The sequence below is a fragment of the Streptomyces qinglanensis genome (assembly GCF_900111245.1).
GTDB lineage: Bacteria > Actinomycetota > Actinomycetes > Streptomycetales > Streptomycetaceae > Streptomyces > Streptomyces qinglanensis.
The window spans coordinates 105,591-128,115 of sequence record NZ_FOGO01000014.1 but is presented as its reverse complement, the minus strand read 5'-3'; the positions used below and the strand labels follow the sequence as shown (position 1 = coordinate 128,115).

General features: G+C 74.0%; 18 protein-coding genes. 8 read left to right on the top strand and 10 right to left on the bottom strand.

Annotated features, from left to right (window positions below; all coding sequences use genetic code 11):
• Nucleotides 1–131: 131 nt before the first annotated feature.
• From BMX65_RS25395 to BMX65_RS25385, 3 genes are all read left to right on the top strand, one after another.
• A complete protein-coding gene (locus BMX65_RS25395) occupies nucleotides 132–2,420 on the top strand; it encodes an acetate--CoA ligase family protein (RefSeq protein WP_075002669.1) in 2,289 nt (762 codons plus the stop codon).
• Nucleotides 2,421–2,646: 226 nt separating this feature from the next.
• Complete coding sequence (locus tag BMX65_RS25390) at nucleotides 2,647–3,513, top strand: enoyl-CoA hydratase/isomerase family protein (protein WP_075002751.1); 867 nt, start codon at nucleotides 2,647–2,649, stop codon at nucleotides 3,511–3,513.
• 190 nt (nucleotides 3,514–3,703) lie between these two features.
• On the top strand, nucleotides 3,704–4,447 hold the full coding sequence (locus BMX65_RS25385; RefSeq protein ID WP_075002668.1) for a flavin reductase family protein: 744 nt from the start codon (nucleotides 3,704–3,706) through the stop codon (nucleotides 4,445–4,447).
• A gap of 92 nt (nucleotides 4,448–4,539) precedes the next feature.
• On the opposite strand, the gene BMX65_RS25380 is transcribed toward BMX65_RS25385, so the two are convergent.
• A complete protein-coding gene (locus BMX65_RS25380) occupies nucleotides 4,540–5,379 on the bottom strand; it encodes an NAD(P)H-dependent oxidoreductase (RefSeq protein WP_239502213.1) in 840 nt (279 codons plus the stop codon).
• 269 nt (nucleotides 5,380–5,648) lie between these two features.
• Between BMX65_RS25380 and BMX65_RS25375 the strand changes: the two genes are divergently transcribed.
• Nucleotides 5,649–6,677, top strand: coding sequence for a GlxA family transcriptional regulator (locus BMX65_RS25375; protein WP_075002667.1), 1,029 nt, complete (start codon nucleotides 5,649–5,651; stop codon nucleotides 6,675–6,677).
• 140 nt (nucleotides 6,678–6,817) lie between these two features.
• Here the strand turns inward: BMX65_RS25375 and BMX65_RS25370 are convergent, their stop codons facing one another.
• From BMX65_RS25370 to BMX65_RS25355, 4 genes are all read right to left on the bottom strand, one after another.
• Complete coding sequence (locus tag BMX65_RS25370; protein WP_075002666.1) at nucleotides 6,818–7,894, bottom strand: alcohol dehydrogenase catalytic domain-containing protein; 1,077 nt, start codon at nucleotides 7,892–7,894, stop codon at nucleotides 6,818–6,820.
• Between the two features lie 16 nt (nucleotides 7,895–7,910).
• Entirely contained in the window at nucleotides 7,911–9,455 is a 1,545-nt protein-coding gene (locus BMX65_RS25365; RefSeq protein WP_079172073.1) for an aldehyde dehydrogenase family protein, read from the bottom strand.
• A complete protein-coding gene (locus BMX65_RS25360) occupies nucleotides 9,452–10,852 on the bottom strand; it encodes an acyl-CoA dehydrogenase family protein (RefSeq protein ID WP_075002665.1) in 1,401 nt (466 codons plus the stop codon). Before BMX65_RS25360 ends, BMX65_RS25365 begins: the two co-directional genes overlap by 4 nt.
• A 63-nt stretch (nucleotides 10,853–10,915) precedes the next feature.
• Nucleotides 10,916–11,827 carry an SDR family NAD(P)-dependent oxidoreductase gene (locus BMX65_RS25355; RefSeq protein ID WP_075002664.1) on the bottom strand — a complete coding sequence of 304 codons (912 nt, stop codon included), beginning with the start codon at nucleotides 11,825–11,827 and terminating at the stop codon, nucleotides 10,916–10,918.
• 154 nt (nucleotides 11,828–11,981) lie between these two features.
• Here BMX65_RS25355 and BMX65_RS25350 point away from each other — a divergent pair, with 154 nt between their 5' ends.
• Nucleotides 11,982–12,917, top strand: coding sequence for a cyclase family protein (locus BMX65_RS25350; RefSeq protein WP_075002663.1), 936 nt, complete (start codon nucleotides 11,982–11,984; stop codon nucleotides 12,915–12,917).
• Between the two features lie 294 nt (nucleotides 12,918–13,211).
• Here the strand turns inward: BMX65_RS25350 and BMX65_RS25345 are convergent, their stop codons facing one another.
• The 4 genes from BMX65_RS25345 to BMX65_RS25330 all read right to left on the bottom strand — a co-directional run bounded on the left by BMX65_RS25345 (nucleotide 13,212) and on the right by BMX65_RS25330 (nucleotide 17,910).
• On the bottom strand, nucleotides 13,212–13,772 hold the full coding sequence (locus BMX65_RS25345; protein ID WP_107437574.1) for an ATP-binding protein: 561 nt from the start codon (nucleotides 13,770–13,772) through the stop codon (nucleotides 13,212–13,214).
• A 412-nt stretch (nucleotides 13,773–14,184) separates the two neighbouring features.
• On the bottom strand, nucleotides 14,185–15,321 hold the full coding sequence (locus BMX65_RS25340) for an acyl-CoA dehydrogenase family protein (RefSeq protein ID WP_075002662.1): 1,137 nt from the start codon (nucleotides 15,319–15,321) through the stop codon (nucleotides 14,185–14,187).
• Between the two features lie 8 nt (nucleotides 15,322–15,329).
• Nucleotides 15,330–16,499 (bottom strand): acyl-CoA dehydrogenase family protein, encoded by a 1,170-nt coding sequence (locus BMX65_RS25335; protein ID WP_075002661.1) that lies wholly within the window; start codon nucleotides 16,497–16,499, stop codon nucleotides 15,330–15,332.
• Between the two features lie 220 nt (nucleotides 16,500–16,719).
• A complete protein-coding gene (locus tag BMX65_RS25330) occupies nucleotides 16,720–17,910 on the bottom strand; it encodes an amidohydrolase family protein (RefSeq protein ID WP_075002660.1) in 1,191 nt (396 codons plus the stop codon).
• Nucleotides 17,911–18,067: 157 nt separating this feature from the next.
• Here BMX65_RS25330 and BMX65_RS25325 point away from each other — a divergent pair, with 157 nt between their 5' ends.
• The gene (locus BMX65_RS25325; protein WP_079172072.1) at nucleotides 18,068–19,750 is read left to right on the top strand and encodes a class I adenylate-forming enzyme family protein; all 1,683 of its coding nucleotides are present in this window, start codon (nucleotides 18,068–18,070) and stop codon (nucleotides 19,748–19,750) included.
• 100 nt (nucleotides 19,751–19,850) lie between these two features.
• Here the strand turns inward: BMX65_RS25325 and BMX65_RS25320 are convergent, their stop codons facing one another.
• Nucleotides 19,851–20,231, bottom strand: a complete 381-nt coding sequence (locus tag BMX65_RS25320; protein ID WP_019359510.1) for an STAS domain-containing protein — start codon at nucleotides 20,229–20,231, stop codon at nucleotides 19,851–19,853.
• A gap of 402 nt (nucleotides 20,232–20,633) precedes the next feature.
• Between BMX65_RS25320 and BMX65_RS25315 the strand changes: the two genes are divergently transcribed.
• Both BMX65_RS25315 and BMX65_RS25310 read left to right on the top strand, forming a co-directional pair.
• Nucleotides 20,634–21,209, top strand: a complete 576-nt coding sequence (locus BMX65_RS25315) for an RNA polymerase sigma factor (RefSeq protein WP_075002659.1) — start codon at nucleotides 20,634–20,636, stop codon at nucleotides 21,207–21,209.
• A 110-nt stretch (nucleotides 21,210–21,319) separates the two neighbouring features.
• Entirely contained in the window at nucleotides 21,320–22,447 is a 1,128-nt protein-coding gene (locus tag BMX65_RS25310; protein ID WP_075002746.1) for a zf-HC2 domain-containing protein, read from the top strand.
• Nucleotides 22,448–22,525: the final 78 nt, after the last annotated feature.

Here is a 22,525-nt window from a genome sequence, read left to right as displayed (position 1 = left end):
CGGGCCCAGCGGCGTCGGTCCGCTGCACGAGGGGTTCCTGACGTTGCGTCAGTTCAGTAATCTGACACAGCGTCAGTTCTCGGGAGGCGTCAGTCCCCGGCAGGCCACCACACGGGAGTGGGCGAGAGAACATGCTCGGATCGACTCACGGGACCCTCACCACGACCGCACGCTCGGCCCGGGTACTGGCCTGCGGCGAACGCGCGCCCGGCGGCGCCGTGCACGGCCGGGCCCGGGACGCCGCCGACGCCGCAGACCCCGCGTGCGCGGCGCTCGACGTCAGCGGGCGGCCGCTGCACGCGCCGGTGCCGGACCTGGAGCGGTTCTTCCGCCCGGAGGCCGTGGCCGTCGTCGGCGCCTCGGACGCCGAGGGACGGCCGCACACCGGGATCACCCGCCGACTGGTCGACTGGGCCGAGCGGGTCGGTGCGCGCCTGCACCCGGTGCACCCGAACCGGCGCACGGTCTTCGGGCTGCCCTGCGCCCCCAGCGTCGCCGCACTGCCCGAACCGGTGGACACGGCCGTGCTGCTCGTCGCCGACCCACTGCCCGTCCTCGCCCAACTGGAGGGCACCAAGACCCGGTTCGCCGTCGTCTTCGCCTCCGGGTTCGCCGAGACCGGCGAGGCGGGTGCGGCCGCGCAGGCCCGGCTCGCGGAGGCCGCCGCACGCTCGGGGGTGCGGCTGCTGGGCCCGAACACCAACCTCAACGCCTTCGAGTACTTCCGCGAGGACCTCGAAGGGCCTGCCATCGCCCTGATCACGCAGTCCGGCCACCAGGGGCGCCCCGTCTTCGCCCTCCAGGAGCTGGGCATCCGGGTCTCGCACTGGGCGCCGACCGGCAACGAGGCGGATCTGGAGACGGCGGACTTCCTCTCCTACTTCGCCACCCTGCCCGAGGTCGGGGCCGTCGCCGCATATCTGGAGGGGCTCAAGGACGGCCGCTCCTTCCTGCTGGCGGCCGACCGCGCCGCGCGCCGCGGCGTCCCGGTCGTCGCGGTGAAGGTGGGCCGCACCGAGACCGGCGCGCGGACAGCCGCGTCGCACACCGGGAAGCTCACCGGAGCGGACGCGACCGCGGACGCGGCGATGCGGCAGTTCGGCGTCACCCGGGTGAGCGGACTGGACGAGTTGCAGGACACCGCCGCGCTGCTGGCGCGCGCCCGGCCGCCGCGGGCGGAGGGCGTGGCCGTGCACGCGATATCGGGCGGCACGGGGGCGCACTTCGCCGACCTGGCCACCGCCGAGGGGCTGAGCCTGCCCGCCCTCTCCCCGCGGAAGCAGGCGGAGCTGCACCAGTGGATTCCCGACTACCTCCCGGTCGCCAACCCCGTCGACAACGGGGGGCACCCGGTGGGCGACGGGCGCGGCCGGAAGATCATCGACGCGCTGCTGGCGGACCCGGACGTCGGCGTGCTGGTCTGCCCCATCACCGGGCCCTTCCCGCCGATGAGCGACAGGCTGGCCCAGGACCTGGTGGACGCCGCCGAGGAGACGGACAAGCTGGTCTGCGTCGTATGGGGCTCCCCGGTGGGCACCGAGGACGCCTACCGGCACACCCTGCTGGGCTCCTCGCGGGTGGCGACCTTCCGCACGTTCGGCAACTGCGTGCGGGCCCTCCGCGCCTACTTCGACCACCACCGCTTCACCCGGAACTACCGCTCCCCCTTCGACGAGGTGCCGCGCAACCCCTCCCCCTCGTTCCGCAAGGCCCAGGGGCTGCTGCGCCCGGGGCACTCCTTGAGCGAGCACGCGGGCAAGCAACTGCTGCGCGCCTACGGCATCCGCGTCCCCCGCGAGCACCTGTGCACCAGTGCGGCGGGCGCGGTCCGCGCGGCGGCGCAGGTCGGCTATCCGGTCGTGATGAAGGCGTCGGCGCCGCAGCTCGCGCACAAGAGCGAGTACGGCCTCGTCCGGCTCGGCCTGACCTCCGCCAGCCAGGTGCGGGACACCTATCGCGAACTGACCGAGTGCGCCCTGGCCGAAGGTGTCGAGCCGGAGGGCGTGCTGGTGTGCCAGTTGGTCGATCCGGGCATCGAGATGGCGGTGGGCATCACCCAGGACGAGCTGTTCGGGCCGACCGTGACGGTGGGGCTGGGCGGCGTGCTGATCGAGGTCCTGCGGGACACGGCGGTGCGGGTCCCGCCCTTCGGGGAGGACGAGGCCCGCGCGATGCTGGGCGAACTGCGTGGCGCCGCACTGCTGGACGGGGTGCGCGGCAGGCCGCCCGCCGACAGCGACGCGCTCGTGGAGGTCGTCCTGCGGGTGCAGCGCATGGCCCTGGAGCTGAGCCCCGACGGTGGCACACACCGCGGGGACACCGGGAGCGGCGGGCTGGCGGAACTGGACATCAACCCGCTGGTGGTTTTGGAGCGCGGACAGGGCGCGGTCGCACTCGACGCGCTGGCCGTCTGCCGTTGAGCCCCCTCCGACGATCGGCGCCCCCGGCCCGGCCGGTGAAAGGAGCTGCACAGTGACGTCCTCGCCTCGTGACATGTCCCGCGCGGAGCCCGGGCCCGGCCCCGAGCCCGGGCCCGAGCCTGTGACCGAGCCCGTGTGCGAGCCCGAGCCCGAGCCTGTGACCGAGCCCGAGCCCGAGCGCGAGCCCGAGCCCGTACGCGAGGGAGGCTCCGCCCGCGCCGCCCGTGTGCGCGGGGCGCCCCAGGAGGAGCCGCCGGAGTGCGCGGTCGCGCAGGCGACCCGCAACGCCGTCTCGTGGATCACCCTCGACCGACCGCACACGCTGAACGCGCTCACCTGGGCGCAGCGGGAGCGGCTCATCGCGCTGCTGGCCGACGCCTCGGCGGATCCCGGTGTCCGGGCCGTCGTCCTCACCGGGCGGGGCCGGGGCTTCTGCTCCGGTGCCGACCTCAGAAGCGGCTCCGGAGGCGGGGCGGGAGGCGGCGGCGCCGGGGGTGGCTCCGGGAGCGGCTCCGGGAGCGGGGAGCGGGTCGCCGGGGATGTGGCCCGCACGCTCGAACGGGGGGCGCAGCGGCTGATCGCGGCCGTACTGGACTGCGAGAAGCCGGTGCTGGCCGCGGTGAACGGCACCGCCGCGGGGCTCGGCTGTCATCTCGCCCTGGCCTGCGACCTGGTGCTGGCCGCCGAGGAGGCGTCGTTCGTGGAGGTGTTCGTACGCCGCGGGCTGGTGCCCGACGGGGGCGGGGCCTATCTGCTGGCCGGGCTGGTCGGGCCGCGGCGGGCGAAGGAGCTGATGTTCTTCGGGGACGCGCTGCCCGCCGCGGAGGCCGAGCGGCTCGGGCTCGTCAATCGGGTCGTGCCCGCTGCGGCCCTGGAGCGGACCGCGCGGGAGTGGGCGGAACGGCTGGCCGCCGGGCCGACCCGTGCGCTGGCCCTCACCAAGCGGCTGGTCGACTCCGCGCAGCACGCGGGCCGCTCGGCCGCGTTCTCCGCCGAGGCGTGGGCGCAGGAGATCAATATGACCACCCGGGACGCTCGGGAGGGCGTGGCTGCCTTCGTCGAGCGGCGCGATCCCGCCTTCGAGGGCCGTTGACCGGCCCGGCCCCTCCTCGGCCGCGCCCGGCGCGCTCCGCCCGGTGCCGTGGACCCGGCTTCGAGGCGGGGTGGAGCACCGTGGTTACTCTGGAGTTGCCGTGCGCGTCGGCACGACAGCGAGGAACGGTCCGCAACTTCCGATCTGACGAAGCATCAGGTGCGATGAATCCATGATGGGACACGCTGGAATGGCAGCCACCGCGGTGCGCTATCTGCGCGCCGCAGGCGCACCGGCCGCCCGCGCCACCCGCGGTGCGCGCAACACCCACCCCGGCTCCGGACGGCCCGGCACGGACCGACCGGGCACCGGAACGGGCGCGGAGTCCGGCACGCTCCCCAAGGCCGACCTGCGCGCCGTGCGCGAGGACGAGCGCGCCCCCGTCGATCCGGCCCACTTCCGGCGCGTGCTCGGCGGCTTCGCCTCGGGGGTCACCGTCGTCACCGCGCCCGCTGCGCCGGACCCTGGCGAACGGACCCCGGCACGTGCCTCCTCCGCGGCGGAGACCGGCGGGACACCGGGGCCGGCGGGGTTCGCCTGCCAGTCCTTCGCCTCCCTGTCGCTGGATCCGCCCCTGGTGTCGTTCATGGTGGGCCGCACCTCCACGAGCTGGCCCCGCATCGCACGGGCCGGCGTCTTCTGCGTCAACGTCCTCGCCGCCGACCAGGGCGAGCTGTGCCGCGCCTTCGCGGTGAGCGGCGCCGACAAGTTCGCCGGGGTCTCGCACCGCCCCGCACCGGTCACGGGCTCGCCGCTGCTGGCGGGCGTGGCGGCGTGGATCGACTGCGAGATCCACGCCGTGCACACCGGCGGCGACCATCTCATCGTGGTGGGCCGGGTACGCGCGCTGGACGCGGCCGAGGACGCCGGGGACCCGCTGGTCTTCCACCGGGGCCGCCTGGGCACCTTCGCACCGGTCGACGGCCGGGACTGACGCACCGGTCGACGGCCGGACCGAGCGCGGCTGCCGCGGCTGTCCGGGCCCGTCGTCGCCCCCTCGCCGGCGCCCGCCGCCGGCTCTTCCGGTCACCTGGAGTGCACTTCCAGTCCGGTCCGGCCAGGGTCGAGTTCCGGACGCAGCACCAGATCGGCGTCGTAGTCGCCGCCCGCCTCGTACCGGAAGGGCAGCGGGTCGAGAGTGTCCAAGGTGCGCAGCCGCTCGCGCAGCTCCTCCTGGCGCTCCTTGACGTCCGCCGCGGTCGCCCGGTCGGCGCCGTAGACCACGAAGGGCGGGAGCGCCGCCATGCCCGTGTACCAGAACGTTCCGTGGTGCAGCGGGAAGAGCACGTCGTTGACGTACCCGTGGACACCGCGCGGACCGAAACTGGAAGCACGCGCCCCGACCGATGTGACGACCATGGCGCGCTTGCCCGCCAGGCCGCCGTCCCCGTACCGGCGGATGGCGCCCCGCGCGTCCCGCACGCCGAACGCGAAGCCCTGCACCAGCACCCGGTCGAACCAGCCCTTGAGGATGGCGGGCGGCCCGAACCACCACAGCGGGAAGTGGAAGACCACGGTGTCGGCCCACGCGATCTTCTCCTGCTCGGCCCGGATGTCCGCACTGAGACCGCCCGTGACGTATCCGTGCTCCTGTGCGTCCCCGACCAGCAGCCGTTCCTGATCCGGTGCTCTGCCGGGGAAGTCCGCGCCGTCGACGACCGGCTTCCAGCCCATCGCGTACAGGTCGGACTCCCGCACCTGGTGCCCCTGTTCCCGCAGTGCGGCGACGCCGGTGTCCCGCAGCGCGGCGTTCAGGGAACGCGCCTCGGGGTGGGCGAAGATCCACAGCGTCTTCTTCGTCGCCGCCGTCGTCGCCCCGGTCGCCTTCGCCTGCGTCCTCGTCTGCGTCTGCGTCGTCGTCTGCATGCCACCGATCCTGCGTCCGGCCGGGGATCGGAACGAGTGGCCGGATGGACGACGAGTGCAAGATTCTGGCCACACCTGGCCCACGCCTGGCCACACCTCGGCAGGCACCGGCGAACAGACCTGTCGGACAGGGCTGGGCGGATCCCGACAGAGGCGGACCGAACCGGACAGAGAAGAACGGATCGCACGCCCCGACGGCGGCGGAGCGGGTGCACGGGGAGCCGTGCGGATCAGGTGGCCCGAGGAGCACTGTGTGCGAGGATCGGGCCATGGCCGCCTTCACCCGCCCCGAGCTGCACCGGGTAGCCGTGCTGGTCAGGCACGGGGTGCTGCCGATGGAGCTCGGGCTGGTACACCAGGTGTTCGGCCGCGCCGCCACCGCGGAGGGCGAACCGCTGTACGAGGTCCTCACCTGCGCCGTCGCCCCGGGAACCGTCCGTACGGACGCCGACTTCCCCATCCACGTCGCGCACGGCCCCGAAGCGCTGGCGGAGGCCGACACGGTCGTCGTCCCCGCCACCCACGAACCGGACGAGACAGAGACCGAGGGCACGCTGCCCGCACCGCTCCGCGAGGCGTTCGCGCGGGTCCGCCCCGGCACCCGCATGGCATCCATCTGCACGGGCGCCTTCGTCCTGGCCGCCGCCGGACTGCTGGACGGCCGGCGGGCGACGACCCACTGGATGTCGACCGACAGCTTCCGCGCCCTGTATCCGGCCGTGCGGCTGGATCCGGACGTGCTCTACGTGGACGAGGGCGCCGTGCTGACCTCCGCGGGTGAGGCGGCCGGGATCGACCTGTGCCTGCACATCGTGCGGGAGGACCACGGGGCGGCCGTCGCCAACGCGGTGGCGCGGCGCACCGTCGTACCGCCGCACCGCGACGGCGGGCAGGCCCAGTTCATCCGCCGCCCGGTCCCCGAGCCCCGCCGCTCCTCCACCGGAACGGCACGCTCCTGGGCCCTGGACCACCTCGACCAGCCGCTGACCCTCCGCGAACTCGCCGCACGCGAGTCGATGAGCGTCCGCACCTTCACCCGCCGCTTCCGCGAGGAGGTCGGCGTGACGCCGCTGCGGTGGCTGACCCAGCAGCGCATCGAACGCGCCCGCCACCTGCTGGAGGAGACGGACCTGCCCGTCGAGCGGGTCGCCGCCCGCGCCGGCTTCGGTACGGCCGCCTCCCTCCGCCAGCACTTCCACGCGGCGCTGGGTGTCTCCCCCCGCGCCTACCGCCGGACGTTCCGGGCGGAGACGGCGGCGGGAGCAGACGCGGCAGATGCTGCGCACGCTGCGGCGTAGCGGACCACGCGGCCGCAGCGGACCACGCGGCCGCAGCAAGACCACGCTGCCGGAGCGGACCGCGCGGCGGTTCGGTGGGACCTGCGGCGGTGCCGTGTACGGCCGTCGCTCCCGGGGTCGGGGCACCGGCCCGGCAGTGGCTAGAACGTGAGGACCGCGCGGGCCACCCTGCCGTGGTGGGCGTCGTCGGCGGCTGCCTCGAACTCCTCGACCGGGTAGGTGCGGGTGACCAGCTCGTCGAGCAGCAGCCGCCCCTGCCGGTACAGGTCCGCGTAGAGCGCGATGTCCCGGGAGGGCCGGGAGGAGCCGTAGCGGCAGCCGAGGATGGACTTGTCCAGGAACAGCGCGGCCGGCAGGAAGACCGCCTCGGCACCGGACGGGGGCATGCCCAGCAGCACGGCCTGGCCGCGGCGGCCGAGGAGGTCGACGGCCTGCCGTACGAGCGCGGTGCTGCCGACGCACTCGAAGGTGTGCTCGGCCCCCTCCGGCAGGATCTCCGTGACGGCGGCGACCGTGTCCGCGCCGCTGCCGCCCGGTGCGGCGGTGACGAAATGGGTGGCGCCGAACTGCCGTGCCAGAGCCTCCCTGCCGGGGTTGGCGTCCACCGCGACGACGGGGGCCGCACCCGCGATCCGGGCGCCCTGCAGCACGTTGAGCCCGACACCCCCGGCGCCGAGCACCACCACGGACTCGCCCTGGCCGACCCGCGCCCGGTTGAGCACGGCGCCGACACCGGTCAGGACGGCGCATCCGATGAGTGCAGCCGAGGTGAGCGGGACACTGCGCGGCACCGGCGTGGCCTGGACCGCCTTGACGAGGGTGCGTTCGGCGAAGGCGGAGTTGGCGGCGAAGTTGTACAGCGGTTCGCCGCGCCGGGTGAAGGGCTGCTCCGGCCTGCCCACAGCCCGGGGGCACATGGTGGGGCGGCCCCGCGCGCACTGGGGGCACGCGCCGCAGTTCGCGATGGTCGACAGCGCCACATGGTCCCCGGGCACCACGTGCACCACTCCGTCGCCGACCGCCTCGACCACTCCGGCGCCCTCGTGCCCGAGGACGACGGGCCGGGGGAAGGGGATCGTCCCGTCGATGACGGACAGATCGCTGTGGCACAGCCCGGCCGCCCGGATGCCGACCAGCACCTCGCCGGGTCCGGGCGGCCGGATCTCCAGATCGTCCACGCACCGGGCCCGCGCGCCCTCCAGGACCACGCCTCTCATGCCGCTCCCGCCTCCTTCACGACGGCCAGACGATCGACTGGAGCTCGCTGTAGGCGTGCAGCCCGAACGAGCCGCCGTCCCGCCCCACTCCGGATTCCTTGCAGCCGCCGAACGGTGTCTCGGGATGCCGCTGGACGGTGTTGATGCCGACGTTGCCGGAGCGCAGCCGCCCCGCCAGCCGCCAGGCGCGGCCCGTGTCGCCGCTGAAGACGTAGTCGTAGAGGCCGTAGGGGGTGCTGTTGGCGATCCGCACCGCCTCGTCGTCGTCCGCGAACGGGAGGACGACCACCACGGGCCCGAACAATTCCTCGCGGGCCACGGTCATCTCCGGTGTGACGCCGGTGAGCAGCGTCGGCGCGACGTAGAACCCGGTGCCGGGCGCCGCGGGGCGTTCGCCGCCCACCAGCACCGTGGCGCCCTGCGCGCGGGCGGCCGCGATGTACGCCTCGATCCGGTCGCGCTGGGCCGCGGAGATGACCGGGCCCAGCACGGTTCGCTCGTTCGTGGGATCGCCGGGCGTGAGTGCGGAGGCGTACCGTGCAAGGGCAGTCACGAACTCGTCGTGGAGCGAGTCGTGTACGAGCACACGCGTCGGTGCCGTACAGATCTGGCCGCTGTGGAAGGTCCAGGTCGAGGCGACCGAGCCCAGTGCTGCTTCGCGGGCCCGGCCCACCGCGTCGTCCAGCACCAATGCCGCACCCTTTCCTCCCAGCTCCATGAGAGTGCGCTTCATGTCTCGTCCTGCGTTCCCAGCGATCTGCTTTCCCACGGAGGTGGAGCCGGTAAAACTGATCATGTCGATGTCCGGGTGTGCGACCAGCGCCTCCCCCGGCCCGGGGCCCGAGCCCGTGACCACGTTGAAGAGCCCGTCCGGCAGCCCTGCCTCCCGCAGCAGCGGCCCCAGCTCCAGGCAGCTCAGCGGATCCTGCGGCGCCGGCTTGCAGACCACGGCGTTGCCCACGGCCAACGCGGGCGCGACCTTGCCCGCGAGGTTGACCACAGGAAAGTTGTAGGAGGTGATGCAGCCGACCACACCGACGGGGCGGCGTACCGCGGCCGCACCGATCAGCCCTCCCGGGGCCAGTGCACTGGCCCCCACGGGCTGCGGCGCCAGCGGAAGGACGTCCGGCTCCAGCGCGCCGCGTGCATAGCGGCGGAAGCGGTCGGCTGCGGTGGGCAGTTGCATGCCGCGCGCGACCTTGACGGTGGCGCCGGTCTCGGCCTGGAGTAGGGGCAGCAATGCCGGCCCGTGCGCGGTGAGGACCTCGGCTATCCGCTCCAGAACTCGGGCCCGCTCGCGCGGATCCTTGTCCGCCCACGCCTCCTGGGCGGCTCGGGCTGCGCGGACGGCCGTGTCGATCTCCGCGGCGCTCCCCTCGGGCGCGTGGCCGAGCAGCGCTTCGGTGGCCGGGTCGGTGATCGGATAGTGGCCCAGGGCGGGCTGGTGCCAGGCGCCGTCGATCCAGTGCCGGTAGGCCCTGGGAGCCGGTGGCCGGGCTGCTGGGTCTGCGCCGCCCGCGGGAGGCGAGGGGGCGGGTACGGGGGCCGGTTCCGTCGTCACGTACGTGCCTCCCCGGGCAGGCCCAGCACGTGCCGGGCGAGGATGTCGCGCTGGATCTCGTCCGAGCCGCCGTAGAGAGTGTCGGCACGGCTGAAGAGGAACAATCGCTGGAGGGGATCGAGTTCATAGGGCCGGTGGGGCGACCAGTCGTGCGGGCCCAGAGCGGCGGCGGCCTGGCGGACCTGCATCGCCAGCTCCCCGAGGCGCTGATGCCAGCTCCCCCACAGCAACTTGGCGACGCTGGGGGCGCCCGGAACCGTGCCCGCATGGGCCCCAGGGCCCGCCCCAGAGCCCGAAGCCGATCCCGCGCCCGAACCGTTCCCCGAGCCCGGCACCGAGCCTGGTCCCGTCTCCGTCCCCGGCCCCGTCCCCGAGCCCGAGCCTGAACTCGTCTCCGAGCCCGAACCCGTCCCCGAGGCCGAGCCCGAGCCCGAGCCCGAGCCCGAGCCGCCCAGGGTGCGCAGGGCGTTCCAGCGCATGGTCCGCAGCTCCGCCCATGCCCGCACGAGCCGGTCACGGACCACGGGGTCGGTGTCGGCGCCGGTCTGCAGGGCGAGCCGCAGCACGCGGTCGAGTTCGGCGGCGAAGCCGATCTGCTGGGCGAGGGTGGACACTCCGCGTTCCAGGGCGAGCAGGGAGGTGGCGATGCGCCAGCCATCGCCCTCGGCGCCCACCCGGTGCCCGGGTGCGACGCGTGCACCGTCGAAGAAGACCTCGTTGAACTCGTCCGTTCCCGACATCTGCCGGATCGGCCGGACCTGGACGCGGCCCGGCTGGTCCATGGGCACCAGCAGGAAGGAGAGCCCGTGACGTCCGCGCGTCCCCGGTCCGGTGCGTGCGAGGACGAAGCACCAGTCGGCCTCGCGGGCCAGCGAGGTCCAGATCTTCTGACCGGTGACCCGGTAGCCCCCGGCACCGCCGTCCGCGGCGGAGTCGCGTACGGCGGTGGTGCGCACCGCCGTCAGGTCGGACCCGGCGCCGGGCTCGCTGTACCCCTGGCACCACAGCTCCTCACCGCGGGCGATGGGGGGCAGGAAGCGGTCGCACTGCTCATCGGTGCCGTGGGCCAGGAGGGTGGGCGCGAGCAGGTTCTCGCCGATGTGGCCGACCCGGCCGGGTGCGCCTGCGCGCGCGTACTCCTCGGCCCAGACGACCTGCTGGGTGAGGGTGGCGGCGCGGTTGCCGTGGCTGCCGCGGCTGCGGTCCCAGCCGATGCCGATCCAGCCCGCGCGGCCCAGTGCACGCTCCCAGCGGCGGCGGACGGCAGCGGCCTCGTGGGCGCTGCCGGGTCCGCCCTGTCCGGCAGCGGCGGCGTAGTCGCCGGACAGATGCTCGTCCAGCCAGGCGCGGGACCGGGTGCGGAAGTCCTCGTCCTCGGGCGTGAAGCCGAAGTCCATGCGTCCCCCTCTCCGGGGCGGGGCCGGTCCCGGTGGGCGGGGCCGGACGTCCTCAGGTCCAGGTCATGCCTGGGGCCGGTCCTTGCGGGCGGCAGCCTCGGACATCTCCGCCAGCCGCGCCAGCAGGGGCATCGGGTCCTGGCCGACGGTGCCGGGCAGCCGGTCGGCCAGTTGCCGGGGCGTCCAGGCGCCGTCGGCGTAGGCGGACCGCAGTTCGCGCGGCTGCGCCCACACCGCGATCTTGGGCCCGGCGACGGTGTAGACCTGTCCGGTGACCTCCTGCCGCCGGGCGTGCTCGCTGAGGAGGTAGGCGACGAGGGGGGCGACGTCCTCGGGTGCGCCGATCTCCGCCAGTTCCATGGGGACATTGGCGGACATCCTGGTGCGGGCCACGGGCGCCACGGCGTTGGCCGTCACGCCGTACTTGTGCAGGCCGAGCGCCGCACTGCGGACGAGCGAGATGATGCCGCCCTTGGCCGCCGCGTAGTTGGCCTGCGCGACGGAGCCCTGGTGGTTGCCGCTGGTGAAGCCGATGAGGGTGCCGCCGCGCTGGGCGCGCATCACGGCGCTCGCGGCGCGGAAGACGGTGAAGGTGCCCTTGAGGTGGGTGGCGAGCACCGTGTCCCACTCCTCCTCGCTCATGTTGAAGAGCATCCGCTCGCGCAGGATTCCGGCCGCGCAGACCACCCCGTCCAGACGGCCGTAGTGGGCGAGGGCGGTGTCCACGACGCGCTGCCCGCCGTCCATCGTGGAGATGTCGTCGGCGACGGCCACCGCGCGTCCGCCCGCCTCCGTGATCTCCTGCACGACGGACTCGGCTATCTCGCTGTGCGGTGCGCCGCCGTCGACGGAGACGCCGTAGTCGTTGACGACGACCTCGGCTCCCTCGTCGGCACACGCCGTCGCCACCGCACGGCCGATACCGCGCCCGGCGCCGGTGACGGCGACGACCTTCCCGGTCAGGAAATCACCCACGTCGGCCCCCTCCCGAATATCTGACGACCCGTTAGATTCTTGGGCAGGCCCCGGCCGAACACAAGCCCCCTGCAACCGGCCGCGCCCGAGCCGGAGCCGCCCGAGCCGGGCCGGGACCAGAGCACCCGAGCACCCGAGCACCCCGGGAGGACAGATGACCGCTCCGGCACACTGCCCCGCGTTCGCCGAGATCGCCCGGCGCGTCAACAACTGGGGGCGCTGGGGCGCCGACGACGAGATCGGCACCCTCAACCTGGTGACGGACGCGGTGGTGCGGGAGGCGGCGGCCTGCGTGCGCACCGGCCGCCGCGTCCCGCTCGCCCTGCCCCTCCAGCAGGACGGGGTGCAGACGGGATTGATCCCCGGCCGGGTGAACCCGCTGCACACGATGGTCGCGCTCAATCTGGAACTGTTCGGCGCCGGCGCGGTCGCCACCAGCGACGACGCGGTCACCATGGGGCTCCAGGCCGGGACCCACTGGGACGGCCTCCCGCACGTCTCGCACGGCGGGCGGATCTACAACGGCCGCCCCGCCACCACGGTCACCGCGCACGACGGCGCCGCGTTCAGCGGGATCGAGAAGAGCCGCCCCCTCGTCTCCCGCGGGGTGCTGCTCGACGTGGCGCGGGCCCGCGGCGAGGAGCTCACGGCGGGCGCGCACGCGGTGACGCCCGAGGACCTCGCGGCAGCCGAGGAGTTCGGGGGCTGCCGGGTGCGGGCCGGCGACATCGTACTCGTACGGACCGGGCAGATCCGCCGCTACCTGGCGGGCGACCGGGAGGGCTACGCCCACCCCTCCCCCGGGCTGTCGCTGCGCACGCCCGCCTGGTTCCACGCGCGCGATGTCGCCGCCGTGGCCAACGACACCCTCACGTTCGAGATCGTCCCACCCGAGATCGAGGACCTCTGGCTGCCGGTCCACGCCCTGCACCTGGTGGAGATGGGCATGCTGCAGGGCCAGAACTGGAACCTGGAGGAACTCTCCGAGGTCTGCGCCGACGAGGGGCGCTACACCTTCCTGCTGGCGGCGCAGCCCGAGCCGTTCACGGGCGGCACCGGCGCCCCGGTGGCGCCGGTCGCGGTGCTGTGACGGCGGCCGCCCACGGGGCGCCGGGGCGACTGCGGGGCCCAGCACAGTCGGGTGGCGGCGCTCCGGTGCGCGCCCCGAGCACGGCACGGCATACCGCCACCCGACTCCGGCGCTCGGGGACCTGCCCTCGGACGGAGGTCGGCACCGGAACGCGACCCGCACTCGCCGAGGAACCTCAGGCACCTCGTCGTCCCCTCACGACGAATCGCTCCACCCAAGGGTGATCAAACCGGTACGAGACGTCAACACCTGGTCTGGACTTTGGGGGTTATGCCCGTATTGCCCGGCGCGCGCTCAGCCGAACGCGCCAGCGCCCGCCCCTGCCACATTGACGCGCACACCCGCGTTCACCCCGGCACGCGGCTCACCGCTCACCCGGGCCTCCCGACGGGTGCCCGGCTCCCGGCCGTTGGCCGGTACGGGATCCACCGCCCCCAGCGGTGCGGTGTCCAGCTCGCACCAGACCCGCTTGCCGCCCGGCTCGTGCTCCCAGCCCCAGCGGTCGGCGAGACCCGAGACGAGCTCGAGCCCGCGACCGCCGGTGTCCTCCCCTTCGGCGAGGCGGCGGCGCGGCGCGCGGCTGCTCGCGTCGGCCACCTCGACCCGCACCGATCCCGCCTCGTGCGCGACCCCGGCGGGGCAGCGCCGGGGCAGCAGCATGCACAGGACGGCCGGACAGCCGGTGTGCACCACCGCGTTGGTGACGAGTTCCGAGATCAGCAGAATCAGCGTCTCGGCCAGCGGCTCATCGGCGTCCACCCCCGATCCCGCCAGCCGGGCCCGGGCCCACCTCCGGGCACGCCCCACCTCCGTCGGATCGGATCCGATCTCCAACTGCTCCAGAAGCACCTGCACCGCTCACACCATCCGAACTGGCGGACACATCGCCTCGCGTCTCCATGTAGTCACGGATTGTGACTCCAGCGAGAACAGCATGGTTGACTCGCAGTGAAGCCAACAAGCGCTTCAGGCATATTCCGGCGCAAAGGAGTAGACGCACGGCATACTGTGCGACGTCGAGTACAGGGACTCGAACGACCGCACCCGTATCTCGTGGACACCCTTACACCCCTTGGCCGTCGGGGCCGGCACCGCGCGGCGGCGCGGCCCGCGCCTTCCACCGGCGGCCCGCGGCCGCCGTACTCGCATCCAGGGAGCGTATCCGAGTGGAATACGATCTTCCGCTCACGGTGGCCAAGAGTCACACACAAGACAGTCATAACCCTGCGTAATCACGCGCATCGAATGTCCCGGTCGAAGGGGACATTCACCGACCCGCGGGACGCAGGAGCGCCGAGGCCAACCGCTCCTCCGAGCCCGCGGCGGCGCACCACTGCTCCGCACGCAACCAGGCGCGTTTCAGGTGCAGATGGACATCTGCCTCCCAGGTGAAGCCCGTTCCGCCGTACACCTGGAGACAGTCGCGGGCGTTGTCCACGGCGGCGGTGTCGGCGAGCAGCTTCGCCGCGCGGATCTCCGCCTCGTCCGCCGTCACAGCCGCCGCGTAGACCACACTTCTGGCCGTCTCCGAACGGACCAGCATCCCCGCGCACAGGTGCTGCACCGCCTGGAAACTGCCGATCGGCCGACCGAACTGCTCGCGCTCCCGCGCATACCCGACCGCCAGCTCCAGCGTCCGCCGGGCGCTGCCGAGTTGCTGTGCGGCGGCGAGCAGGGCTCCCTCCAGCAGCAGCACTCCCCCGTCGGGCGCCGCGCCCTCGCCTCCGTCCACGGCCCCGTCCGCGGACCCGTCCGCGGACCGGTACGGGGCCCGGTCCGGTCCCGGCAGCGGCGCCCGGACGCGGTGCAGCGGCGTCAGCGGGTCGGCCGAGCGCATCGGTACCGCGGCCGGCGCCGCGGGGTCCAGCACCCGGGCGGGGCGGCCCTCCTCCAGCAGCAGCACGGCGCCCGCCGACGCCAGGTGCTCGACGAGGGCGCAGTCCCCGGCACGGGCCCCCGCCAGTGCCGTCACCGGCACCGTGCCTTCCGCGGCTCCCGGCACCAGGCCCGTACTGCCCGCCAACTCCGTGGCGACCAGCGGGCCCGGCAGCAGCGCCCGCCCCGCCTCCTCGAACACCAGCACCGCCTCCGGCAGGCCCGACCCGACACCTCCGGACCGCTCCGGTGCCCGGAGGGCGAACAGCCCCGCCGCGCCCAGCTCGCGCCACAGCCGACCGCCCGGCACCGACCGTTCCCCGGCGCGGTCAGCGCCTTCTCCCGCGTTGGACCTGTCGGTCCCGGCCGCCCTGTCCGCCCCGGCCGCCCCGGCCACTCGGTCCGCCCCCTCCGCCCCGTCCGCCCCGTCGACGGCGGCCCGCAGCTCCTCGCGCCCGAACCTCGCCGCCAGCAGGTCGCGCATGCCGCGCCGCAGCGCCTCCTGGTCCCGCGTCAGCCGGAAGTCCATCCGCGCCGTCACCGTCCTCTCGGCAGGCCGAGGACGCGCTCGGCGACGATGTTGTGCTGGATCTGCGAGGTGCCGGCCGCGATCGTGTACGAGAGCGAGGAGAGCCGCTCCCGCGTCCACTCCTCGGCCAGGTCCAGCGACCCGGGACCCAGCACAGCCGCCGCCGTCTCGTACAGCTCCTGCCGCGCGTGCGAGTAGCGCAGCTTGAAGACCGAACCGCCCGCTCCGGGCACTCCGCTGCCGCCGTGGCGCAGCGCGTGGGCGGCTTCGCTGACGTTCCACTGGACGAGCCGCCACAGGGCGGTGAACTCCGCGTTCAGCCTGCCGAGTCGGCGCCGCAGGGCCGGGTCCTCCCAGCGGCCGTCGCGCTGCGCGCGCCGGGCGAGCTGCCGCAGGGTGCGGCGGCAGGCGACGACCTCGCCGGCGAACGCGGTGCCCCGCTCGAAGGAGAGAGTCACCATGGTGACCCGCCAGCCGTCGTTCTCGGCGCCGACCCGGTTGCCGACCGGCACCCGCACCTCGTCCAGGAAGACCTCGGCGAACTCCTGCGACCCGGCCAGGGTGCGCAGCGGGCGCACGGTGACCCCGGGCGCGTCCATCGGCAGCGCGAGCCAGGTGAGGCCGCGGTGCCGGGGCGCCTCCGGGTCGGTGCGCACGAGCAGTTCGCACCAGTCGGCGACCTCGGCGTGCGAGGTCCAGATCTTCGTTCCGGTCACCACGTAGCTGTCGCCGCTGCGCACTGCCCGGGTGCGCAGCGAGGCCAGGTCGGAGCCGGCCTCCGGCTCGGAGAACCCCTGGCACCACACCTCCTCACCGCGCAGGATCGGCGGCAGCCAGCGGGCGCGCTGCGCCGGGCCGCCCTCGGCGGCGATCGTCGGCCCGGCGTGCAGCAGACCGACGAATCCGGCACCGACGTAGGGGGCTCCGGCCGCCTCCGTCTCCTCCAGGAAGATCAGGTGCTGGACGGGGGTTGCGCCCCGGCCGCCGGCCGCCTGCGGCCAGTGCAGTCCCGCGTATCCCGCGTCGTACAGCCTGCGCTGCCAGCCCATGTCGTAGGCCCGCCGCGCCGGCCAGTCCAGCGGGTCGGGGCGCGGCGGCAGGGTGGGCAGGACGGCGGCCAGCCAGGAGCGCAGCCGGGTCCGGAACTCCTCGTCGTCCCGCGTGTACGCCAGCTCCATCGGGTCCTCCTCACCACGTCCGGCTCCCTCGGCTCCCCGCGCTCCGCGCCCTGCGCCCTGCGCCCTGCGCCCTGCGCCGAGTCGAACCAGCGCCCCGCGCCCCGGGCAGCCGCGCCGCGCTCCCGGGCAGCCGCGCTCCCGGTCCGTGCGCACAGTCCCTGTTCCCGCCCCGTTCGCGTCCCGCGCACGCCCCTCGCACGCCCCGCGCGCGCTCCGCGCCTCATTCCAGGTCGAGTTCCAGCATCCGGATGGCGTTGCCGCGCATCAGTTTGTGCACCGTCTCCTCATCCAGCCCCCGTACGTGGTCGAGGGCGACTTGCCGGGTGTGCGGGAAGGTGGAGTCGACGTGCGGGTAGTCGGTCTCGAAGGTCGCGTTGTCCCGGCCGACCGCGTCCAGTGCGGTGACGCCGTGCTTGTCGCGGAAGAAGCAGCAGAAGATCTGCCGGTAGTAGTAGCGGGAAGGCGGTTCGGGGACCAGGTCGCGGACACCGCCCCAGGCACGGTGCTCTTCCCACACGTCGTCGGCGCGCTCCAGCGCGTAGGGGATCCAGCCCATCTGGCCCTCGCTGTAGGCGAGCTTCAGCCGCGGATACCGCACGAGCACGCCGCTGAAGAGGAAGTCCATCATCGAGGCCATGGCGTTGTTGAAGGAGAGCGACGCCTGGACGGCCGGGGGTGCGTCGGGGGAGGCGGCGGGCATCTGGGAGGAGGAGCCGATGTGCATGTTGACGACGGTTCCGGTCTCCTCGCAGACGGCGAAGAAGGGGTCCCAGTAGCCGCTGTGGATGCTGGGCAGCCCCAGGTGAGTGGGGATCTCGCTGAAGGTGACGGCGCGGACGCCGCGGGCGGCGTTGCGACGGATCTCGGCGACGGCCAGGTCGATGTCCCACAGCGGGATCAGGCACAGCGGCACGAGCCGGCCGCCGGAGTCGCCGCACCACTCCTCGACCATCCAGTCGTTGTAGGCGCGTACGCAGGCCAGGGCCACCTCCTTGTCGTGCGCCTCGGCGAAGGTCTGACCGCAGAAGCGGGGGAAGGTGGGGAAGCACAGCGACGCCTCGACGTGGTTGAGGTCCATGTCCCTGAGGCGTTCGGCCGGATCCCAGCAGCCGGGGCGCATCTGGTCGCGGGTGATGCCCTCCAGGGTCATCTCGTCCCGGTCGAAGCCCACGGCGGCGATGTTGCGCTTGTACGGGAACTTCAGATCCTCGTAGATCCACCAGTCGGCGGGCGGTCCGTCCGGGTCCATCGCGATCCGGTACCTGCCGCCGACGTACTCCAGTTCGCCGATCCCGGCGGTCAGCGGTCTGGGGCCGCGGTCCCGGTACTTGGCGGGCAGCCAGGTCTCGAAGAGGTGCGCGGGCTCGATCACATGGTCGTCGACGCTGACGATGCGCGGTAGTTCGGTCACGGACGTGGCCCCCTCGCCATACCAGGATCTGATGCTCCGTCAGAAACAGGCTCGGAACGAGGCTAGCCCCGCACCCCTGGACCGACAAGGCGCCGCCCCCTACGCTTCCCCCACTAACTGACGGAACGTCAGAAAAACTCGGCATGGGGGTGGCAGCATGACCGCCGGACACCGGGAAGACGAGCGGCACGGCGACGGCACCACGGCCCGCGGGCCCGACGCCACCGCCGTCGCCCGCGCCCTCGCCGACTCGCGCACCCTGTGGGAACTGGTCGTGCGCCGCGCCGACCTGACACCCGGAGCGCGCGCGCTGATCCAGGCGGCGGACGATCCGGCCGACGACGAGTCCCTCACCTTCGGCGAGCTGCGAGAGCACGCCGAACGCACCGCGGCCGGGCTCTGCGCGCGGGGCGTGCGCCCCGAGCACACCGTCGCCTGGCAGCTCCCCAGCCGCATCGAAACCGTCGTGCTCTCCCTGGCGCTGGCCCGCCTCGGCGCGCGGCAGACGCCCCTCCTCCCCGGCCACGGCGAGCGGGAGGTGGCGCTCGCGCTGCGCACGACCGGGGCCGCCTGGTACGTCCACCCCGGCCGCCGGCACGGCACCGACTACGCCGCGCTGGCCGACCGCGTCCGCGAGCGGCACGGAGTCGCCCCGCGCACACTCACGGCCGGGGAGGCTCTCGCCGAGCCGGAACCCACCGCGGGACCACCGCCCCCGCCCCCGCCCCCGCCCCCGCCCGCGGACGGGACGCAAGTGCGCTGGATCTACTGGACCTCCGGCACCACCGCCGCACCGTGCGGGGTCCGCCACACCGACCGGAGCCTGCTCGCCGGAGGTTCCTGTCTGGCCCACGCGCTGCGGCCGGTCCCCGACGACGTGGGCTCGATCGCTTTCCCCTACGCCCACATCGGTGGCCCGGACTATCTGGTGATGCTGCTGCTGTACGGGTTCCCCGCGGTGCTGTTCGAGAAGTTCGCGCTGCCCGGCGCACTGGCGGGGTACCGGCGGCACGGGGTGACGACGGCGGGGGGCTCGACCGCGTTCTACTCGATGTTCCTGGCGCAGCAGCGCGCCCGGCCCGGGGAGCGGCTGATCCCGAGCCTGCGGCTGCTCGCGGGCGGCGGTGCCCCCAAGCCCCCCGAGCTCTACCACGAGGTGGTCGCCGAACTCGGCTGCCGGCTCGCGCACGGCTACGGCATGACCGAGGCACCGATGATCACGATGGGCTCCCCCGACGACACCCCGGAACAGCTCGCCACCACCGAGGGCCGCCCGCCCCCCGGAATGGAGATACGCGTCACGGCACCGGACGGCACCCCGCTGCCGACCGGGAGCGAGGGGGAGATCCGGCTGCGCGGCGAGGCGGTGTGCCACGGCTATCTGGACCCGCGGCGGACGGCCGAAGCCTTCGACGCTGAAGGCTTCCTGCTCACCGGCGACCTGGGCCGCGTGCTGGATAGCGGGCACCTGGTGCTGACCGGGCGCACCAAGGACATCATCATCCGCAAGGGCGAGAACATCTCGGCCAAGGAGATCGAGCACTTCCTCTACCGGCACCCCGCGGTCGCCGACGCGGCCGTGATCGGACTGCCCGATCCGGAGCGGGGGGAGCGGGTGTGCGCGGTGGTCGAGCAGCCCGCGGGAGCGGCGCGGATCACACTCCAGGAGGTGGCCGCGCATCTCCGCGACGCGGGGCTGGCCACCTACAAACTGCCCGAGCAGGTGGAGGTGGTGGAGGCGCTGCCCCGCAGCGGGACACTGCGCAAAGTACTCAAGTACAAGCTGCGCGAGAGGTTCTCGGGAGCCGCAGAGGCGGCCGGGAGCGGGGGTCCGGGATGAAGCGCGAGGCGGGGGTGGGAGGCAGAGGTGGAGGCGGGGGTGGGAGGAGGAAACGGACTCCTGCGCACGCGGTGCCGTCACACCGCGCGGCGACGGGGTGTCACGCGGTGAGCGGGCCGGTGGTCGTGTGCGCGTCGGTGGCCGCGGCCAGGTCCGGGTAGCAGTCGAAGAGCCGTCGTACACCGAGTGCGGAGAGCACCCGGTTGACGTGGGAGCCGTCCTCGGCGCCGCGCGCGGGCAGGATGAGCCGGAGCCGCCCCGCGCAGGAGCGCATCAGCCGGCGGGAGGCGATCAGGACGCCCACTCCGCTGGAATCGCAGAAGAGGACGTCGGACAGGTCGAGCACGAGGCTCCTGCGCCCCTCCGCGACGGCATCGTGCACATGCTGCCGCACCGCGGGTGAGGTGACCAGGTCCAGCTCACCGGAGACCCGGAGCACGGCCCACCCGTCCCGCTCCTCCTCCAGCACCTTCAACGACACGCCCCGCAACCCCTTCGTCGATCGCCTACAGCAGTCGGCTGCCCTGGCCCATCCCTCCAAAACTGGTCCCGGGGAACCGACCCTATGCGTTCCCCTGCCCTTACCCGCGGGAACCTGCGGGAACTTGTGGTCACGCCCCCATAACACCGGACCGCATCCACCCCTCCAATCTCTCACCTCCCACCCGGAACACGCACAGCGTGACGCGATATGCACCCTCGGCGACACCGTCGGGGCGCGCGTTGCGTCAAAAGGGGCGTGCGTTGTCCACGGCTCGCACTACATTCGAGGGGTTGACGGGCATCACAGGAGCGGAAGGGAAACCGCCGGACGCGCCACCGCGGGACGCGGAACGGAAGCAGAACGGAAGCGGACGGCGGAACCGGAGGACTGGGGGCCACCTTGGCGAACGACACATCACCGCGCTGGGACCGGAAGATGCAGCAACGGCTCGCGCGCGGTGAGGCCGCGGCGCTCGGCGAGCTCTACGACCGCTTCGCCTCCCTGGTGCACGGCCTCGCCCACCGGGTGCTGGACGACGAGGCGGCGGCCGACAGCGCGACGCGGGAGGTCTTCGCGTACATCTGGGAGCACCCACGCGCCTTCGATCCGCGCGAAGGCCCCATGCGGGCCTGGGTGGCGGCACTGACCCAGCGGACCGCGACCGCCGCACTCCGCCGGCAGCAGCAGCGGGACGCGGACCCGGACTCCCCGGAGCAGGCCGAGCGGTTCGAGGAGCAGGTCCGCGCGGCCGCCGCCGCGGCCCGGGCCGACTACATCGTCACCTCCATGCCCTCCTCGCTGCGTGCCGCGCTCGAACTGGCCTACTTCGAGCGGCACGACTACCGGCAGGCCGCGCGCACCCTCGGCGTCACCGAGGACGAGGCCCGGCGCCGGCTGCGGCTGGGCCTCCAGCTCCTCTCCTCCGCCATGCCCCGGCCCGCCCTGGCGCCACCCGGCGCGGAGTACCGGCCGTGAGCCGGCCACCGGCCCGACCGGGCCCGGAACAGCCCGCCGGGCCGGAGCCGAGCGGGCGAGCGCCCGCGACCGGCACCGCCGACACCCCGCCCGGCCCGGACGAGCACCGGGTGCTCACCTCGCTGCTCGGGGCCTGGGCGCTGGCTGCCTGCTCCGCGGCGGAGACGGCCGCCGTCGAAACACATCTGACCGACTGCGCGCCCTGCGCCGAGGAGGCGCTGCGGCTGCGGGACGCGGTCGGCCTGCTGCACTCCGAGGACAGCCTCGACCTGGATCCGATGCTGCGGTCCCGCGTCCTGGAAGGCTGCCTCGACCGCCGTCCGGCCCGTATACCGATGCCCGCCTGGGCGGCTCCGTACGACGCCGAGACGGCCCGGCTGGATGCGCTGCTGCGCGACATGGCCGAGGAGGAGTGGCGTGCTCCGGTGCAGTTGCGCTGGTTCGACGGCGAGCGGCAGGCCGCGCGGGAGACGACCGTGGCGGGTGTCCTGGGCCATCTGCTCGCGGTGGACGGGCTGGTCGCGACCGGCATCGGACTGCCCGACCCGCTGCCCTCCGGAGCGCTGCCCACCGGTCCGGGCGCCGGTCCGCAGGCCCGGACGGAGGTCTACTGGGCGCTGGACGACGCCGGGCACCGCGCCCAGGCGGCCCGCGAACGCTGGCGCGAGCAGAGCCACGCGCTGATCCGCGACGTGTCGTTCCTCGCCGCCGAGGACGCCGGGCCCGGCGGCGAGCACGCCGCGCCGGACCGGCGCGTGGACTACGGCGGCTTCACGCTCCCGCTCCGGGACGCCTTCCTGGACCGGGCCTTCGAGTGCTGGCTGCACGCCGGGGACGTCGCGCAGGCCGTCGACTACCCGTACGAACCACCCGGACCCGCGCATCTGAACCAGCTCGTCGACCTCGCAGCCCGGCAGCTTCCCGGCGCCATCGCGGCCCGTCGGCGCAGCGGACTCGCGCCACCGGTGCGCGGTCTGGCCACCGCCGGAGCACCGGGGCGCACGCTGCACCTGGAGATCGAGGGCAGCGGTGGCGGCGACTGGTACATCCCGCTGGACTCTCCCGGCACCCGCGCCTCGCCGGAGCGCACCGTGGCCCACATCGCGCTGGACGACCTGGAGTTCTGCCAGCTCGCCGCGGGCCATGTCCCGCCGCTGGACGCCGCCGCGGGCCAGGACGGCGACCCGCAGGCCATCCAGGACGTCCTCTACGCCACGGCCTCGCTCTCCCGCCTCTGACCGGCCCCGGACCCGGGCGGCCGCGGGGCGGCCGCGGCCCGCCGGGACGCCACCGCGCGCCGAGGCGGCCCCGGAGCG

Coding starts and splice junctions, on each gene's coding strand:
- BMX65_RS25370 (WP_075002666.1), bottom strand. CDS start 7,894: ATGAGAGGCGTGGTCCTGGAGGGCGCGCGGGCCCGGTGCGTGGACGAT.
- BMX65_RS25350 (WP_075002663.1), top strand. CDS start 11,982: ATGACCGCTCCGGCACACTGCCCCGCGTTCGCCGAGATCGCCCGGCGC.
- BMX65_RS25360 (WP_075002665.1), bottom strand. CDS start 10,852: ATGGACTTCGGCTTCACGCCCGAGGACGAGGACTTCCGCACCCGGTCC.
- BMX65_RS25395 (WP_075002669.1), top strand. CDS start 132: ATGCTCGGATCGACTCACGGGACCCTCACCACGACCGCACGCTCGGCC.
- BMX65_RS25325 (WP_079172072.1), top strand. CDS start 18,068: ATGACCGCCGGACACCGGGAAGACGAGCGGCACGGCGACGGCACCACG.
- BMX65_RS25340 (WP_075002662.1), bottom strand. CDS start 15,321: ATGGACTTCCGGCTGACGCGGGACCAGGAGGCGCTGCGGCGCGGCATG.
- BMX65_RS25375 (WP_075002667.1), top strand. CDS start 5,649: ATGGCCGCCTTCACCCGCCCCGAGCTGCACCGGGTAGCCGTGCTGGTC.
- BMX65_RS25385 (WP_075002668.1), top strand. CDS start 3,704: ATGGCAGCCACCGCGGTGCGCTATCTGCGCGCCGCAGGCGCACCGGCC.
- BMX65_RS25335 (WP_075002661.1), bottom strand. CDS start 16,499: ATGGAGCTGGCGTACACGCGGGACGACGAGGAGTTCCGGACCCGGCTG.
- BMX65_RS25380 (WP_239502213.1), bottom strand. CDS start 5,379: ATGCAGACGACGACGCAGACGCAGACGAGGACGCAGGCGAAGGCGACC.